We start from the raw sequence: 13,473 nt of genomic DNA on the forward strand, positions 1-13,473 counted from the left end.
ATGGCCATCGCTCTGCGCTATGCCGCGCGCTCCGACCTCGGCCTGGGACCCAAGTCCCGCAACGAGGACTCGGGATATGCCGGGCCCAACCTGCTCGTGCTCGCCGACGGCATGGGCGGCCACGCCGCAGGCGACGTCGCCAGCTCGATGATCGTCGGCGAGCTCGCCCCGCTCGACGAGGAGGACGTGACCGCCGACCAGGCGATCCCGCTCCTCGAGGAGGCGCTCCACGCGGCGAACGCCAAGCTCACCAAGGCGATGCGGGAGAACGCCGACCTCGCCGGCATGGGCAGCACGACCATCGTCATGCTGCGCACCGGCAACAAGCTCGCCATGGCGCACATCGGCGACTCGCGGGCGTTCATGCTCCGCGGCGACACGTTCTCGCAGATCACGAAGGACCACTCCTTCGTCCAGCAGCTCATCGACGAGGGCCGCATCTCCAAGGAGGACGCCGGCCACCACCCGCAGCGCTCGGTCGTGACCCGGGTCATGACCGGCCAGCCCGACGACGAGCCCGACACCTCGCTGCGCGAGGCCAAGATCGGCGACCGCTTCCTGCTCTGCTCCGACGGCCTGTCCGACTTCGTCGGCGCCGACGTCATCGAGGAGATCCTCCGTGAGGCGCGCACGCCCGACGAGGCCGCCGACCGGTGCATCGAGGTCGCCCTCAAGGCCAGCACCCGCGACAACGTCACGGTCATCGTCGCCGAGGTCGTCGACGCCGACGGCGATGACCTCCCCACCACCGTCCCCCAGGTCGTCGGCGCGGCCGGCAAGCGCATGCGCAACCGGACGCGCGCGATCCCGACGAGCCCTGCCGAGAAGGCCGCGGCGCTCTCGCGCGAGGCCACGGGCCGGGCCGAGCCCGACGACGACTCGCTCGAGCTCGCCGAGGACCACACGCGCTCGCGCCGCTCCAAGATCGTGCTGCGCACCATCGGCGTCATCGTCGTCGCCGCGATCCTCGTCGGCGGCGGGTATGCCGCCTGGGCCTGGTCGCAGAAGCAGTACTACGTCGCGACCGACGGAGCGCACGTCGCGATCTTCCGCGGCGTCTCCCAGGACCTCGGACCGATCAGCCTCTCCCACGTCGAGTCGCCGTCCGACGTCCTCGTCTCCGACCTGCCGAGCGACGTCCAGGCCTCGGTCGGCAACACGATCCCCGCCCGCGACCTCGCCGACGCACTCATCAAGGTCGCGGCGTTGCGCGGCGAGGCGGAGCGCTGCCAGCGCCTCGCCGCCGCCGGTACGCCGTGCGGCACGTCGCCGACACCGACGCCGGTGCCCACGACACCCCCGACGACGCCGAGCCCGAGCACGACGCTGCCGATCCCGCGGCCGTCGACGTCGCGCCCGAACCCGTCGATCACGACGCCGCCGGCCGTGGCCGCGTCCGCCGTCCGCCTCGTGGCTCCCCTGGGGAGCCTCGCGTGACGACGACCGTCGAGCCCCTCACCCCGCGGACGCGCCGCGGCGCGGAGCTGATGCTCCTCATCCTCGCGATCGGCATCGTGCTGCTCGCCTGGGTCACGACCGACCTCAACCGCAACGGCACGGTGCCGGCCAACATCATCCCGATCGCCGGCGGCTTCACCGCGCTCGTGCTCGCGGTCCACCTCGTGCTGCGCTGGAAGGCGGCCTACGCCGACCCGGTGCTCCTGCCGATCACGACGGTGCTCAACGGGCTCGGGCTCGTCATGATCCACCGCCTCGACCTCGCCCGCGGCAAGCTCGGCACCGACGGCGACGCCTACCGCCAGATCATCTGGACGACGCTCGCCGTCGCCCTCGCCGTGGCCGTCCTCTTCGTGTTGCGCGACCACCGACTGCTCCGCCGCTACACCTACGTGACGATGGCGGTCGGCTTCGTGCTGCTCCTGCTGCCGCTCGTCCCCGGCATCGGCCGCACGATCAACGGCTCCCAGATCTGGATCTCGATCGGCCCGCTCAACTTCCAGCCGGGGGAGTTCGCCAAGATCGCCCTCGCGATCTTCTTCGCCGGCTACCTCGTGCAGACCCGTGACGTGCTCTCCCTCGCCGGCAAGAAGGTCCTCGGCTTCACCTTTCCGCGCGGGCGCGACCTCGGCCCGATCCTCGTCGCGTGGGTGCTCGCGCTGCTCGTCCTCGTCTTCCAGAAGGACCTCGGTTCGGCGCTCCTCTTCTTCGGTCTCTTCGTCGCGATGCTCTACGTCGCCACCGAGCGCGTCTCGTGGATCGCCATCGGCCTGCTGCTCTTCGCCGCGGCCGTCGCCTTCGCCCTGTCGGCCTTCACGCACTTCCAGAAGCGCGTCGACCTGTGGCTCGACCCGTTCTCGCCGGACAACCTCGAGCGGTCCAACCAGCTGGCCAACGGCCTCTGGGGCATGGCCTCCGGCGGTCTCACCGGCACCGGGCTCGGCGCGGGCCGGCCCTACCTGACGTCCTTCGCCGAGAGCGACTTCATCTTCCCGAGCCTCGGGGAGGAACTCGGCCTCTTCGGGTCCGTCGCGATCATCGTGCTCTACCTCATCTTCTGCGAGCGCGGCATCCGCACCGCCCTCGGCGTGCGTGACGGCTTCGGCAAGCTGCTCGCCATCGGCCTGTCCTTCTCCGTCGCCTTCCAGCTCTTCATCGTCATCGGCGGCGTCACGCGGGTCATCCCGCTGACCGGCCTCACGACGCCCTTCATGTCGCTCGGTGGCTCGTCCCTGCTCGCGAACTGGGTGATCATGGCGCTGCTGCTGCGCATCTCCGACCAGGCCCGAAGGCCGATGCCCGAGATCCCCGTGGGTGTCGCCGCCGACGAGCCGGCCCCGGCCGAGGTGACCCAGGTGGTGAGGCTGACGTGAACACCCCCATCCGCCGCCTGTCCGTGGTCATCGCCGCGCTCTTCACCGCCCTCCTCGTCGCGGCGACGATGGTGCAGTTCACGCAGGCGAAGACGCTCAACGGCATGGCGTCCAACAAGCGCACCCTGCTCGACAGCTACTCCCGCGAGCGCGGGTCGATCATCGTCGGCGGCCAGGCCGTCGCGAAGTCGGTGCCCGTCCAGGACCAGTACCGCTTCCTGCGCACCTACCCCCAGGACGAGCTGTACGCCCAGATGACCGGCTTCTACTCGTATGCCGTCGGCGCCCCCTACGGTCTCGAGCACGCCTCCGACGACCTGCTCTCGGGCGATGCTGACACCCTCTTCGTGCGGCGCGTCACCGACCTCATCACGGGCCGCAAGACCGCTGGCGCGACGCTCGAGCTGACGATCGACCCGAAGGCGCAGGCGGCGGCCGACAAGGCCCTCGGTGACAACAAGGGCGCCGTCGTGGCCCTCGACCCGAAGACCGGCGCGATCCTCGCGATGGTGAGCCACCCGTCCTACGACCCCAACCCGCTCTCGAGCCACGACCTCACCAAGGCGTCCAAGGCCTGGCAGACGCTGTCCAACGACAAGGACAAGTCCTACCTCAACCGCACCATCAACGGCGTCTACCCTCCCGGGTCGACCTTCAAGGTCATCACGGCAGCCGCCGCGCTCGAGAACGGCGTCGTGAGCGACGAGAACTCCTCCGTCCCCGGGCCGGCCGAGCTCGACCTGCCGCTGACGAGCACCAACCTGCCCAACGAGGACGGCCGCGCCTGCGGGCCGGGCGACAAGACGACGCTCATCCACGCGCTCGAGATCTCCTGCAACACGGCGTTCGGCTCCCTGGGGCTCGAGCTCGGCGGCGAGAAGATCCGCGCCCAGGCCGCGAAGTTCGGCTTCGGTGACGCCCTCCAGATCCCGATGCGCGTCTCGGTGAGCTCGGTCCCGGCCGACCTCAACGCGCCGCAGGCCGCACAGGCCGCCATCGGGCAGTACGACGTGCGCACCACGCCGCTCCAGATGGCCATGGTCGCGGCCGGCATCGCCAACCAGGGCCGGGTCATGACGCCCTACCTCATCGACTCCGTGCGCAGCCCCAACCTCGACATCATCGAGTCGACGCCCGACCCGGTGGAGCTGTCGCAGGCGACGTCCGAGCAGACCGCCTCGACCCTGACCAAGATGATGGTCTCCGTCGTCGACCACGGCAGCGGCGCTCGGGCGCAGATCGACGGCGTCGAGGTCGCGGGCAAGACCGGCACCGCACAGCACGACCCGGGCAAGCCCCCGCACGCGTGGTTCATCTCGTTCGCGCCGGCCACCGACGCCAAGATCGCCGTCGCCGTCGTCGTCGAGGACGGCGGCGTCACGGGCAGCGAGATCGGCGGTGGCCGCGTCGCCGCCCCGATCGCCCGCCAGGTCATGGAGGCGGTGCTGGGCCGATGACCCTCTCCACCGGCGCGACCCTCGGCGGTCGCTACACCCTCGGCACGGCCATCGCCTCGGGCGGCATGGGCACCGTCTGGGAGGCCACCGACGAGGTGCTCCGGCGTCCCGTCGCCGTCAAGGTCATGCGCCCGCAGGGCCCCGAGGACGACGCGTTCCTCGAGCGCTTCCGCGACGAGGCCCGGGGCAGCGCCTCGCTCCACCACCCCAACATCGCGTCCGTCTTCGACTACGGCGAGGAGGACGGCACGGCCTACCTCGTCATGGAGCTCGTGCCGGGACGCACGCTCGGCGAGATCATCCGCGAGAGAGACGGCGGCATGCCGGCCGAGGAGGTGCGCTCGCTGCTGGGCCAGGCGGCCCTGGCCCTGTCGGCGGCCCACGAGGCCGGCGTCGTGCACCGCGACGTCAAGCCCGCCAACATCATCGTCACGCCCGAGGGGCAGGCCAAGCTCACCGACTTCGGGATCGCCCGGGTCGGTGACGGGTCGGGGCACACGCTGACCGGCGAGGTGCTGGGCACTCCCGACTACATCAGCCCGGAGCAGGCCCTCGGCGAGCCGGCGACGGCCTCGAGCGACATCTACTCCCTCGGCGTCGTGGCGCACGAGATGATCACCGGCCGCAAGCCCTTCGACATGGGCACGCCCGTGGCGACCGCGATCGCGCAGGTCAACGACCCGCCGCCCGAGCTGCCCTCGACGGTGCCCCTCGACCTGCGGGAGGTCGTCGACGCGTGCCTCGCGAAGTCCGCGTCCGACCGCCCGGCCGACGCGCGCGCGGTGGCCGAGGCCGCCGGGGTGCCGCTCGGGTCCCTGCCCGGGGTCACGCCGCCCCCGGCGGCGGTCGACTCCACGACGGTCATCCCCGCCGCCGACCCGACCCGCGCGCTGGCCGGGACACCGGTTGCGGGAGCCGGCCGCGCCGGTGGCGCTGCGGCCGGACTCGTCGCTGCAGCACGGGAGCTCGTCGGCGCCGACCGTCGTGGTCCGTTCGCGCGTCCCTCGGAGACCGTCACGGAGCCTTCGGCGGGACGTCGCTGGGTCTGGCTGGCCGTCCCGGCCGTCGCCCTCGTGGCGTGGGGCGCCTTCGCGCTCGGCAGCGTCATGAACGGCGCCGCCGCGAGCCCCGCGGCCCGCCAGACGCCCCCCGCGACCACCACTCCGGCCACGTCCGCGGCTCCGACCACGACCCCGACCACGACTCCGACCACGACTCCGACCGCGAGCGCCTCCCGGGCGACGACGACGGCCGCGCCGACCCGCACGGCGACGAAGGCCACCGCCGCCACGCAGCAGACGAGCACCAAGCCGCACCATGCCCATGCCGGCAAGGGCAAGGGAAAGGGCAAGGTGAAGTGACATGACCGACCAGCCCGAGCAGCGCGATCCAGGCGCCCGACGAGTGGACCAGGATGACCCAGCACCCGAACGAGCAGAGGCCAACGACGTGAGCACCGCACCCCGTGTCCTCGGCGGACGCTACGAGGTCGGCGAGCTCATCGGTCGGGGCGGCATGGCCGACGTCCACCTGGGCCACGACACCCGGCTCGGTCGTCAGGTCGCGATCAAGATGCTGCGCTCGGACCTCGCCCGCGACGCGAACTTCCTCATGCGTTTCCGGCGCGAGGCGCAGTCGGCCGCCGGACTCAACCACCCGGCGATCGTCGCGATCTTCGACTCGGGCGAGGACGACAGCGTCGTCGAGGGCCCCAACGGCACGCGGACGACCCTGCCCTACATCGTCATGGAGTACGTCGACGGCGAGACGCTGCGCCAGCAGCTGACCGACCAGCAGCAGCTCCAGCCGGCCGAGGCGATCCGCGTCACCGAGGGCATCCTCGACGCCCTGGCCTACAGCCACCGGATGGGCATCGTCCACCGCGACATCAAGCCGGCCAACGTCATGATCACGACCGGTGGCCACGTCAAGGTCATGGACTTCGGCATCGCCCGGGCGATCGCCGACACGGCCGCGACGATGACCCAGACCCAGTCGGTCGTCGGCACCGCGCAGTACCTCTCGCCCGAGCAGGCCCAGGGCCAGACGGTCGACGAGCGGTCCGACCTCTACTCGACCGGGTGCCTCCTGTTCGAGCTGCTCGCCGGCCGCCCGCCCTTCACCGGGGACTCGCCGGTCGCGATCGCCTACCAGCACGTCGGCGAGCTCCCGCAGCCGCCGAGCGTCTTCAACGACGCCGTCGCCGGTGACCTCGACGCCGTGACGCTGCACGCCCTCGCCAAGGACCGCGAGGCCCGCTACCAGGACGCCACGGCCTTCCGGGACGACCTCGAGAACGTCCGGCTCGGCCGCCAGATCAGCGCCGCGGCCCTCGGCACCGCGGCCGCCGTGGGCGCCGCCGCCACCCAGACCCTCCCGCAGGCGTATGCCGCACCGGGCACCCCGACCGCCGTGCAGGCCCCCGTCACCTCCCGGAGCGAGCGCTACGCGAACACCGCGGGCCTGCCTGCCGTCGGCCACGACGAGCTGGAGCAGGACGACCGGAAGGGCGGCACGGGCAAGGCGGTGCTCATCACCGGGCTCGTCATCGCCCTCCTCGCCCTCGTCGGCTGGGGCGGCGTCAAGTGGTTCGGCAACCAGACGCCGAGCGTGACGCTCGTCGCGGTGCCGACGATCGAGGGCATGAAGGAGGACGTCGCGGCGCGCACCCTGGCGACGAACGGTCTCCGCGGTGAGAAGTCCCCGGCAGCGAGCACGACGGTCACCGAGGGTGACGTCATCAGCCAGGACCCCAAGCCGGGGACGAGGATCGCGGAGCAGTCGGTCGTCAGGTACCTCGTGTCGACCGGTCCCGACAACCTCACCGTGACCGACGTCACCGGCTTCAACAAGGACGACGCACGCGCCGAGCTGGAGAAGCAGGGCTTCGTCGTGTCGGGCTTCCAGGAGGAGAACACCCCGGACCAGGCGAAGAACAAGGTGACGAAGACCGAGCCGGCCGCCCAGTCCGTCGTCCCCAAGGGTTCGAAGATCAAGATCTTCTACGCGACCGGCAACGTCAAGGTGCCCGACAACCTCGTCGGCCAGGACTGGGCCCTCGCCGCCGTGGCACTGCAGAACGCCGGGCTCAACCCGGTCAAGGAGACCGTCGACTCCGACAAGAACCCCGACGAGGTGCTCTCCGTCGACCGGGCCGGCGACGTCGTCAAGATCGGCACCCAGATCACCGTCAAGGTCGCGCGCACCCCGAACCAGACGGCGACCGTCACGGTGACGCCCCCGCCGCCCAGCACGACGACGACGGCCCCGGGGACGACGACCCCGCCGCCGACCCCCTAGCGGTCAGCACCAGGCATACGACGAAGGGCCCCTCCCGAGCGGGAGGGGCCCTTCGTCACACGTGGTGCCGTATGCCGGGTCGAGCGTCGCGTCAGACGGCGGCGGTCACGAGGGGGCTGAGCCCCACAGAGCGCTGCACGGCGCCGGTGTCGCCGCAGAGCGCGAGGAAGTTCGCGAGCATCCGGTGGCCGCCCTCGGTCAGGACGCTCTCGGGATGGAACTGCACCCCGTGCAGCGGCAGGTCGCGGTGGCGCACCGCCATGACGAGGCCCGAGTCGGTGCTGCCGGTGGCGACGAGCTCGTCGGGCAGGGTCGCCGGGTCGATGGTCAGCGAGTGGTAGCGGGTGGCGGTGAAGGGGCTCGGCAGGCCCTCGAGGACGCCGGTGCCGTCGTGGTGCACGAGCGACGTCTTCCCGTGGAGCAGTTCCGGTGCCCGCCCGACGACCGCACCGGCCACGACGCCGAGCGCCTGGTGCCCGAGGCACACGCCGAACATCGGCTTCCCGATGCGGGCGCACTCGCGGATGATGTCCATCGACACCCCGGCATCCTCGGGAGTGCCCGGGCCGGGCGAGACGAGCACGCCGTCGTAGGCCGCGGCGTCGGTCGCCGGCACGGCGTCGTTGCGCACGACGGTGCACTCGGCGCCCAGCTGCTCGAGGTAGCCGACGATCGTGTAGACGAAGCTGTCGTAGTTGTCGACGACGAGGATGCGGGTGGGGCTGGTCATGCGGGGGCCTCAGAGGGGTGGTGGGGCGCGCTCAGCGGATCGGTGACGCGTACTGGAAGTCGACCGAGCCCGAGTATGCCGGGAACTCGATCGAGCTGTGTGTGTGCAGGGCGTAGCCGAGACCGACGGCGTCGACGTACTGCTTGTAGATGTTGACGGAGGCGTCGGCGTCGAGTCCCTGCTGCATGCGGTCGATGTCGCCGATGGCGGTGATCCGGTAGGGCGGGGCGTAGACGCGGCCCTGGAGGATGAGGGTGTTGCCGACGCAGCGGACGGCGCTCGTCGAGATGACCCGCTGGTCCTGGATCATCATCGCCTCGGCGCCCGAGGTCCAGAGCGCGTTGACGACGGCCTGGACGTCCTGCTGGTGCACGACGATGTCGTCGGCGGTGAAGCCGTCGGGCAGGGAGTCGGCGGTGCGCTTCGCGTCGTCGAGGGTCACCTCGAGGGCGGCGCCCCGGACCTTCGTCGTCGCGGCGGGGGCGGCGAGCTCGTCGGCGGCGCGGGTCAGGCTCGAGAGGTGCTCGTCGGTGGGGGCGTTCGTCTTCGAGAGCGCCTCGACCTCCTTCTGGAGACCGTCGAGGACGCTCGCCTTCTCGGCGACGCGCGAGTCACCCTCCATGATGAGCTGGGGCAGGTCGCGGTCGGCGCGGAGGTCTCGGCCCTGCGCGGTCTGGAAGCTCATCGCGAACATCACGCCGGCGGAGGCCATGACCACCGGGACGACCAGCCCCCACGTCAGACGGGGTCGGCGGCGGGAGGGCGCGGGAGACGCTGCTGCGTCGTCGGCAGCGACAGCGTCGTCGAACGTCTCCGGTTCGGGCTGCTCGGCGTCCGTCATGACTCGTGTCCTCGCTCGCGCGGACCCTCCGCGCCGCCTCCATTGTGCCTCGTCACGGCTCGTGGACCGACCGGAGGTCGGGCGCGTAGGGGGAGAGCTCGCTGGTCTGGGTGCCTCCGCGGAGGGCGAGCGTCGCCGCGGCGCGGTTGGGCGCGCCGAGCTGGGTGACGAGGTGGGAGATCTCGGCCCGCGACGGTGCGCACCGAGACCCCGTTCATCGTGCGGCTGCCGTCGACCGGGTCGAAGTTCATGATCGGCTGGATCGACCAGACCGAGCGGCGGGTCAGCGGCTCGACCGCGGTCGCCAGGTTGCGCTCGAACTGCTCGGCCCGGAACCCGACATCGGGCTGGTCATCGCATCGTCCCTTGATCTGCTGTCCGTGACTGCCAGCATGCCCGGTTCAGGACTCAGGTCAACTCGATGGACGCACCCCGTCCTGCAGGTTCGTGCAACAGAGGAAGCGCAGACGCGACACGCGGGCCTGCGCCTGTCATCCTCGACCCGGTCACCGGGTGTGGATCGGCGGCGGGCGGGGCGCAGACAGGGGGCGCATCCGCCCGCTCGCCGTCGACGTCCGAGGCACCCGTCGGGGTGCCCCTCGAGACGTTCTCGAGGGGCACCGCCGAGCGCAGGGGGCAACAGGACAGACCGGTCCGTCCGAGGGCATCGCCCCGATCACCGTGCCGGCACGCCTGCACGGGGACGCCGAGCGCGTCATTGGTTACCCTTGCCTCAACTCAGAGCAAGGAGAACGCAGTGCCCGAGTCCAAAGGCCGCGACCACAAGGCGGCGGCATACACCCCGCCCCGCACGAGCAAGGCCGCCGAGCCCAACCCCACCTGGTGGGCGCCCGTCTTCATCACGCTGCTCGTCCTCGGGCTGCTGTGGATCGTCGTCTACTACGTGACCGAGTACAAGTACCCCATCGGATCCATCGGGGTCTGGAACCTCGGCATCGGCTTCGTCCTGCTCATGGGCGGCTTCATCATGACGATGCGGTGGCGCTGAGCCCCACCGAAACCCGCACCGACCCGCATCCTGAGGGCCGCTCCTGTCATCACGACGGAGCGGCCCTTTGCACACACCCCACTGGGCGCCGGCTGTCCACACCTGTGGACAGCCGGCGTACGGCTTTCACGTCCACAGCTGTGGATGGCGGCCGTGCACAACCTCCAGCGCGGATCGCCCGACTTATCCACACAGTTATCCCCAACTGGGGATGAATGACACATGTGTAACTACATCCACAGGCTTATCCACACCCGGTGGACAACTCTCGGCTCCCCGTGGTGGAGAAGCACCCGACGGCCGTCAGAGCCGCGGCAGCCCGAGCTCGTCGACCACTCGCTCGGCGGTGGCGCGGGCGTCTCCGTGCGCGTTGTCCAGGCGCAGGTGACGGTGACCCGGCAGCAGCTGCTCGCCGTCCCGTGCGGGGTCGGTGTTGAGGCGGGCCCGCGACTCGAGGTCGACGACGTGGGAACGGGCCCACTCGACGTCGCGCTTGCTGCGCTTGTGATCCATCCGGTCAGTGCCACCCTCGCGGGCCAGCCGCACGTCCTGGGGCGCGTAGAGCTCTACGACGTCGATCGGCGCGCCGGCTCGCTCGACCGGCTCGACGAGCTCATGCAGCTGCGCGAGGTCGCCTGGGTGGTCGAGGTCGATGGCGAAGGTGAAGACGAGGCCGGGCAGGTCGGCGACGACCGACTCGGCGATGACCTCGCGGCGGATCAGGCCGTTGATCCGCTGGAACGAGGGCATGCCGAAGTCGTAGACCCCGAGCAGCGGCTCGATCGACATGTGGTTGTGGAAGAGCCGGAAGCCCGTCAGGTCGCACACGGCACGGCCCACCGTCATCTTGCCGACGGCCGGCGGGCCGGTGACGCAGACGAGGTGCACGGCGACCTCAGCCGAAGATGCTGAGCTCGCGGATGGCCTCGGGCACGGTGAGGTACTTGACGACGGTGACGGCGACGAGCAGCACGAGGACGGCGGTGAGCGCGGCCCACACGAGATGGCGTACACCCTGTCGTCGGAAGACGACGATGACGCCGGCGCAGACGACGCCGGTGACGAGGCCGCCGAGGTGGGCCTGCCACGAGATGCCGGGGTAGAAGAAGCCGAAGGCCGCGTTGATGGCGATCGTCGCGTACATCGCCGCCGAGGAGCGTCCGAGGTGCCGGTTGAGCACGAGGAGCGCGCCGAAGAGTCCGAAGATCGCGCCGGACGCGCCGACGACCGGGGTGAGCCACGCGTCGTCGAGGCCGGCCCGCAGACCCGGGATCGTCGGCGATCCCGCGAGGAGCGTCACGGCGACCTGTCCGCCGATGCCGCTGATGAGGTAGAGCGCCGCGAACCGGGCCCGACCGAGCATCGGCTCGAGGTACTGCCCGAGGCTCCACAGCGCGAACATGTTGAGCAGGATGTGGAAGATCGTCGCGGGCGAGTGCAGGAAGGCCGCGGTGACGAAGCGCCACGGCTCGGTCCACCCGACGACCGGCGCGAACGCGAAGTTCTGCGTGACGCTCGGGTTGGCCCGCTGCGCGAGGTAGGCGACGGCGCAGATCGCGATGATCGTGTAGGTGACGACGGGCGTGCCGTCGGTCGCCCGCCCACCGAAGACGGTGCGCGCGCTCGGCGTCGTGCGGGCGGCCTCGCGGACGCAGTCGACGCACTGGATACCGACGGCGGCCGGGCGCTGGCACTCCGGGCACGCCGGCCGGCCGCAGCGCTGGCAGCGGACGTAGGCCTCCCGGTCGGGGTGGCGCGGGCACACGGACGGACCGGCAGCGGGCTGCGGAACCCCCGGCTCGAGCGGGGGCTGACCCTGCTGGCCGTTGGGTGGGTTGTCAGACAACGGGAGTCCCCCTGCCGGTCACGTCCGTGGGCGGTGGTGCGGTGATGCGGGTGGTGCTGTCGTGCGGTGGAGCCGAAGCTCAGTCCTCGATGGTGACCGAGTTGATGACGACGTCCTCGACGGGCTTGTCGTTGGCGCCGGTGGCGACGGCACCGATCGTGTCGACGACGTCGCGGGACGCCTGGTCGGCGACCTCACCGAAGATCGTGTGCTTGCCCTGGAGCCAGGTCGTCGCAGCGGTGGTGATGAAGAACTGCGAGCCGTTGGTGCCCTTGCCCATGCGCTTGCCGGCGTTGGCCATGGCGAGGATGTAGGGCTTGGTGAAGTCCTTGTCGGGGCTGATCTCGTCGTCGAACGCGTAGCCCGGACCGCCGAACCCCTGACCGATCGGGCAGCCGCCCTGGATCATGAAGTTCGGGATGATGCGGTGGAAGATCAGTCCGTCGTAGAACGGGGTCGGGTTGGTCCGACCGGCGTCGTCCTTGTACTCCTTCTCGCCCTTGGCGAGACCGACGAAGTTCTCCACGGTCTTCGGGGCCTGGTGCTCGAAGAGGTCGATGACGATGTCACCGTGGTTCGTGTGCAGGGTTGCCTTCATGGGCCCAATCCTCGCACGACCGAGCACGTATGCCGTCCGGGCGGGTATGCGGCAGGGTGGCGGAACGCTGGGGGTGGACCCACCGTTGGCCTAGGAGAAGGATCATCCTCACAGCAGTCGAGGACGCGACCCGATGACAGCCGGCCCGGAGCCGGCGCAGGACGGAGTGCCGATGTCGTTCATGGACAAGCTGAAGAAGAAGGCCGAGGAGCTCGACCTCGAGACCAAGGCCAAGCAGCTGCAGGACGCGGCCACGCAGGCGGCGAAGCAGGCGCGTGAGAAGGCGGGTGACTACACCGCGCAGAACCGCGAGAAGATCGACGGCTACGTCGAGACGGCCACGACGAAGATCGACGAGAAGACCGAGGGCAAGTACGCCGACAAGGTGGCCAAGGTCAAGGAGCACGTCGGCCGCGGCGTCGACAAGGTCGCCGAGGGTCACGCCTCGGGACCGTCGACCGCCACGGGCGCTGCCGCTGCGGCGGGAGCCACGGACGTGACGGGCGGCGAGCCCTTCCCGGTCGACCCCGACGCCCCGGCCCCGGTGTCGGCCAGCCCGCTCGAGGCCCCGGCCCCGATCGACCGTCCGACGCCGGTCGACGAGCGCGGCTTCGACGCCGCCGCCGGCGACGTGCCGGTCCCGACCCGCGAGGCGCTCACCGACACGACCCTCGAGGACACCGTCCTCGGTCTCGACCACCCGCCGACGGCTCCGGCCGCGCACCCGGGCGCCCCGGCTCCCGAGGACGCCGACGCCGCCCCGCACGTGCCCCGACCGCCCCACGACACCACGAGCTGAACGGAGCGCGTGACGGCATACGCGATCCCGATCGGTGACGATTGCGTCCACGCACGGCTGGC

13 protein-coding genes are annotated in these 13,473 nt (G+C 71.0%); 8 read left to right on the forward strand and 5 right to left on the reverse strand.

Features of this window, described 5'->3' with window-relative positions; translation table 11 throughout:
- The 5 genes from AB4Y83_RS00260 to pknB are packed head-to-tail and all read left to right on the forward strand — an operon-like array spanning nucleotide 1 to nucleotide 7,588.
- Nucleotides 1–1,437, forward strand: coding sequence for a protein phosphatase 2C domain-containing protein (locus tag AB4Y83_RS00260; protein ID WP_442274449.1), 1,437 nt, complete (start codon nucleotides 1–3; stop codon nucleotides 1,435–1,437).
- Nucleotides 1,434–2,831, forward strand: coding sequence for an FtsW/RodA/SpoVE family cell cycle protein (locus AB4Y83_RS00265; protein ID WP_082622729.1), 1,398 nt, complete (start codon nucleotides 1,434–1,436; stop codon nucleotides 2,829–2,831). The genes AB4Y83_RS00260 and AB4Y83_RS00265 overlap by 4 nt, the downstream gene beginning before the upstream one ends.
- Nucleotides 2,828–4,288, forward strand: coding sequence for a peptidoglycan D,D-transpeptidase FtsI family protein (locus AB4Y83_RS00270; RefSeq protein WP_442274450.1), 1,461 nt, complete (start codon nucleotides 2,828–2,830; stop codon nucleotides 4,286–4,288). Before AB4Y83_RS00265 ends, AB4Y83_RS00270 begins: the two co-directional genes overlap by 4 nt.
- Nucleotides 4,285–5,649 carry a serine/threonine-protein kinase gene (locus tag AB4Y83_RS00275; RefSeq protein ID WP_442274451.1) on the forward strand — a complete coding sequence of 455 codons (1,365 nt, stop codon included), beginning with the start codon at nucleotides 4,285–4,287 and terminating at the stop codon, nucleotides 5,647–5,649. The genes AB4Y83_RS00270 and AB4Y83_RS00275 overlap by 4 nt, the downstream gene beginning before the upstream one ends.
- 1 nt (nucleotide 5,650) lies before the next feature.
- Nucleotides 5,651–7,588: a Stk1 family PASTA domain-containing Ser/Thr kinase gene (gene pknB, locus AB4Y83_RS00280; protein ID WP_442295673.1), complete on the forward strand. Its 1,938-nt coding sequence runs from the start codon at nucleotides 5,651–5,653 to the stop codon at nucleotides 7,586–7,588.
- A 91-nt stretch (nucleotides 7,589–7,679) separates the two neighbouring features.
- On the opposite strand, the gene AB4Y83_RS00285 is transcribed toward pknB, so the two are convergent.
- Nucleotides 7,680–8,318, reverse strand: coding sequence for an aminodeoxychorismate/anthranilate synthase component II (locus tag AB4Y83_RS00285; RefSeq protein WP_442295674.1), 639 nt, complete (start codon nucleotides 8,316–8,318; stop codon nucleotides 7,680–7,682).
- A gap of 31 nt (nucleotides 8,319–8,349) precedes the next feature.
- The gene (locus AB4Y83_RS00290; RefSeq protein ID WP_442295675.1) at nucleotides 8,350–9,159 is read right to left on the reverse strand and encodes a DUF881 domain-containing protein; all 810 of its coding nucleotides are present in this window, start codon (nucleotides 9,157–9,159) and stop codon (nucleotides 8,350–8,352) included.
- 195 nt (nucleotides 9,160–9,354) lie between these two features.
- On the opposite strand from AB4Y83_RS00290, the gene AB4Y83_RS00295 reads away from it, so the two are divergent.
- Together AB4Y83_RS00295 and AB4Y83_RS00300 are read left to right on the forward strand one after the other, a co-directional pair.
- Nucleotides 9,355–9,543 carry a hypothetical protein gene (locus AB4Y83_RS00295; protein ID WP_442274455.1) on the forward strand — a complete coding sequence of 63 codons (189 nt, stop codon included), beginning with the start codon at nucleotides 9,355–9,357 and terminating at the stop codon, nucleotides 9,541–9,543.
- Nucleotides 9,544–9,916: 373 nt separating this feature from the next.
- Complete coding sequence (locus AB4Y83_RS00300; protein ID WP_056780519.1) at nucleotides 9,917–10,168, forward strand: cell division protein CrgA; 252 nt, start codon at nucleotides 9,917–9,919, stop codon at nucleotides 10,166–10,168.
- 303 nt (nucleotides 10,169–10,471) lie between these two features.
- Here AB4Y83_RS00300 and AB4Y83_RS00305 read toward each other — a convergent pair whose 3' ends face one another.
- From AB4Y83_RS00305 to AB4Y83_RS00315, 3 genes are all read right to left on the reverse strand, one after another.
- Complete coding sequence (locus AB4Y83_RS00305) at nucleotides 10,472–11,056, reverse strand: hypothetical protein (RefSeq protein WP_442295676.1); 585 nt, start codon at nucleotides 11,054–11,056, stop codon at nucleotides 10,472–10,474.
- Nucleotides 11,057–11,063: 7 nt separating this feature from the next.
- Entirely contained in the window at nucleotides 11,064–12,014 is a 951-nt protein-coding gene (locus AB4Y83_RS00310; RefSeq protein ID WP_442274457.1) for a rhomboid family intramembrane serine protease, read from the reverse strand.
- 79 nt (nucleotides 12,015–12,093) lie between these two features.
- Nucleotides 12,094–12,612 (reverse strand): peptidylprolyl isomerase, encoded by a 519-nt coding sequence (locus AB4Y83_RS00315; protein ID WP_435988039.1) that lies wholly within the window; start codon nucleotides 12,610–12,612, stop codon nucleotides 12,094–12,096.
- Nucleotides 12,613–12,745: 133 nt separating this feature from the next.
- Here AB4Y83_RS00315 and AB4Y83_RS00320 point away from each other — a divergent pair, with 133 nt between their 5' ends.
- On the forward strand, nucleotides 12,746–13,411 hold the full coding sequence (locus AB4Y83_RS00320; RefSeq protein ID WP_442295677.1) for an antitoxin: 666 nt from the start codon (nucleotides 12,746–12,748) through the stop codon (nucleotides 13,409–13,411).
- The last annotated feature ends 62 nt before the right edge of the window (nucleotides 13,412–13,473 follow it).

Source organism: Terrabacter sp. RAF57, from assembly GCF_052113925.1.
Taxonomy (GTDB): domain Bacteria; phylum Actinomycetota; class Actinomycetes; order Actinomycetales; family Dermatophilaceae; genus Terrabacter.

Bases quoted from the DNA above. Each gene is read 5' to 3' on its own strand.
- AB4Y83_RS00275 (WP_442274451.1), top strand. From the start codon at position 4,285: ATGACCCTCTCCACCGGCGCGACCCTCGGCGGTCGCTACACCCTCGGC.
- AB4Y83_RS00320 (WP_442295677.1), top strand. From the start codon at position 12,746: ATGACAGCCGGCCCGGAGCCGGCGCAGGACGGAGTGCCGATGTCGTTC.
- AB4Y83_RS00290 (WP_442295675.1), bottom strand. From the start codon at position 9,159: ATGACGGACGCCGAGCAGCCCGAACCGGAGACGTTCGACGACGCTGTC.
- AB4Y83_RS00285 (WP_442295674.1), bottom strand. From the start codon at position 8,318: ATGACCAGCCCCACCCGCATCCTCGTCGTCGACAACTACGACAGCTTC.
- AB4Y83_RS00315 (WP_435988039.1), bottom strand. From the start codon at position 12,612: ATGAAGGCAACCCTGCACACGAACCACGGTGACATCGTCATCGACCTC.
- pknB (WP_442295673.1), top strand. From the start codon at position 5,651: ATGACCGACCAGCCCGAGCAGCGCGATCCAGGCGCCCGACGAGTGGAC.
- AB4Y83_RS00260 (WP_442274449.1), top strand. From the start codon at position 1: ATGGCCATCGCTCTGCGCTATGCCGCGCGCTCCGACCTCGGCCTGGGA.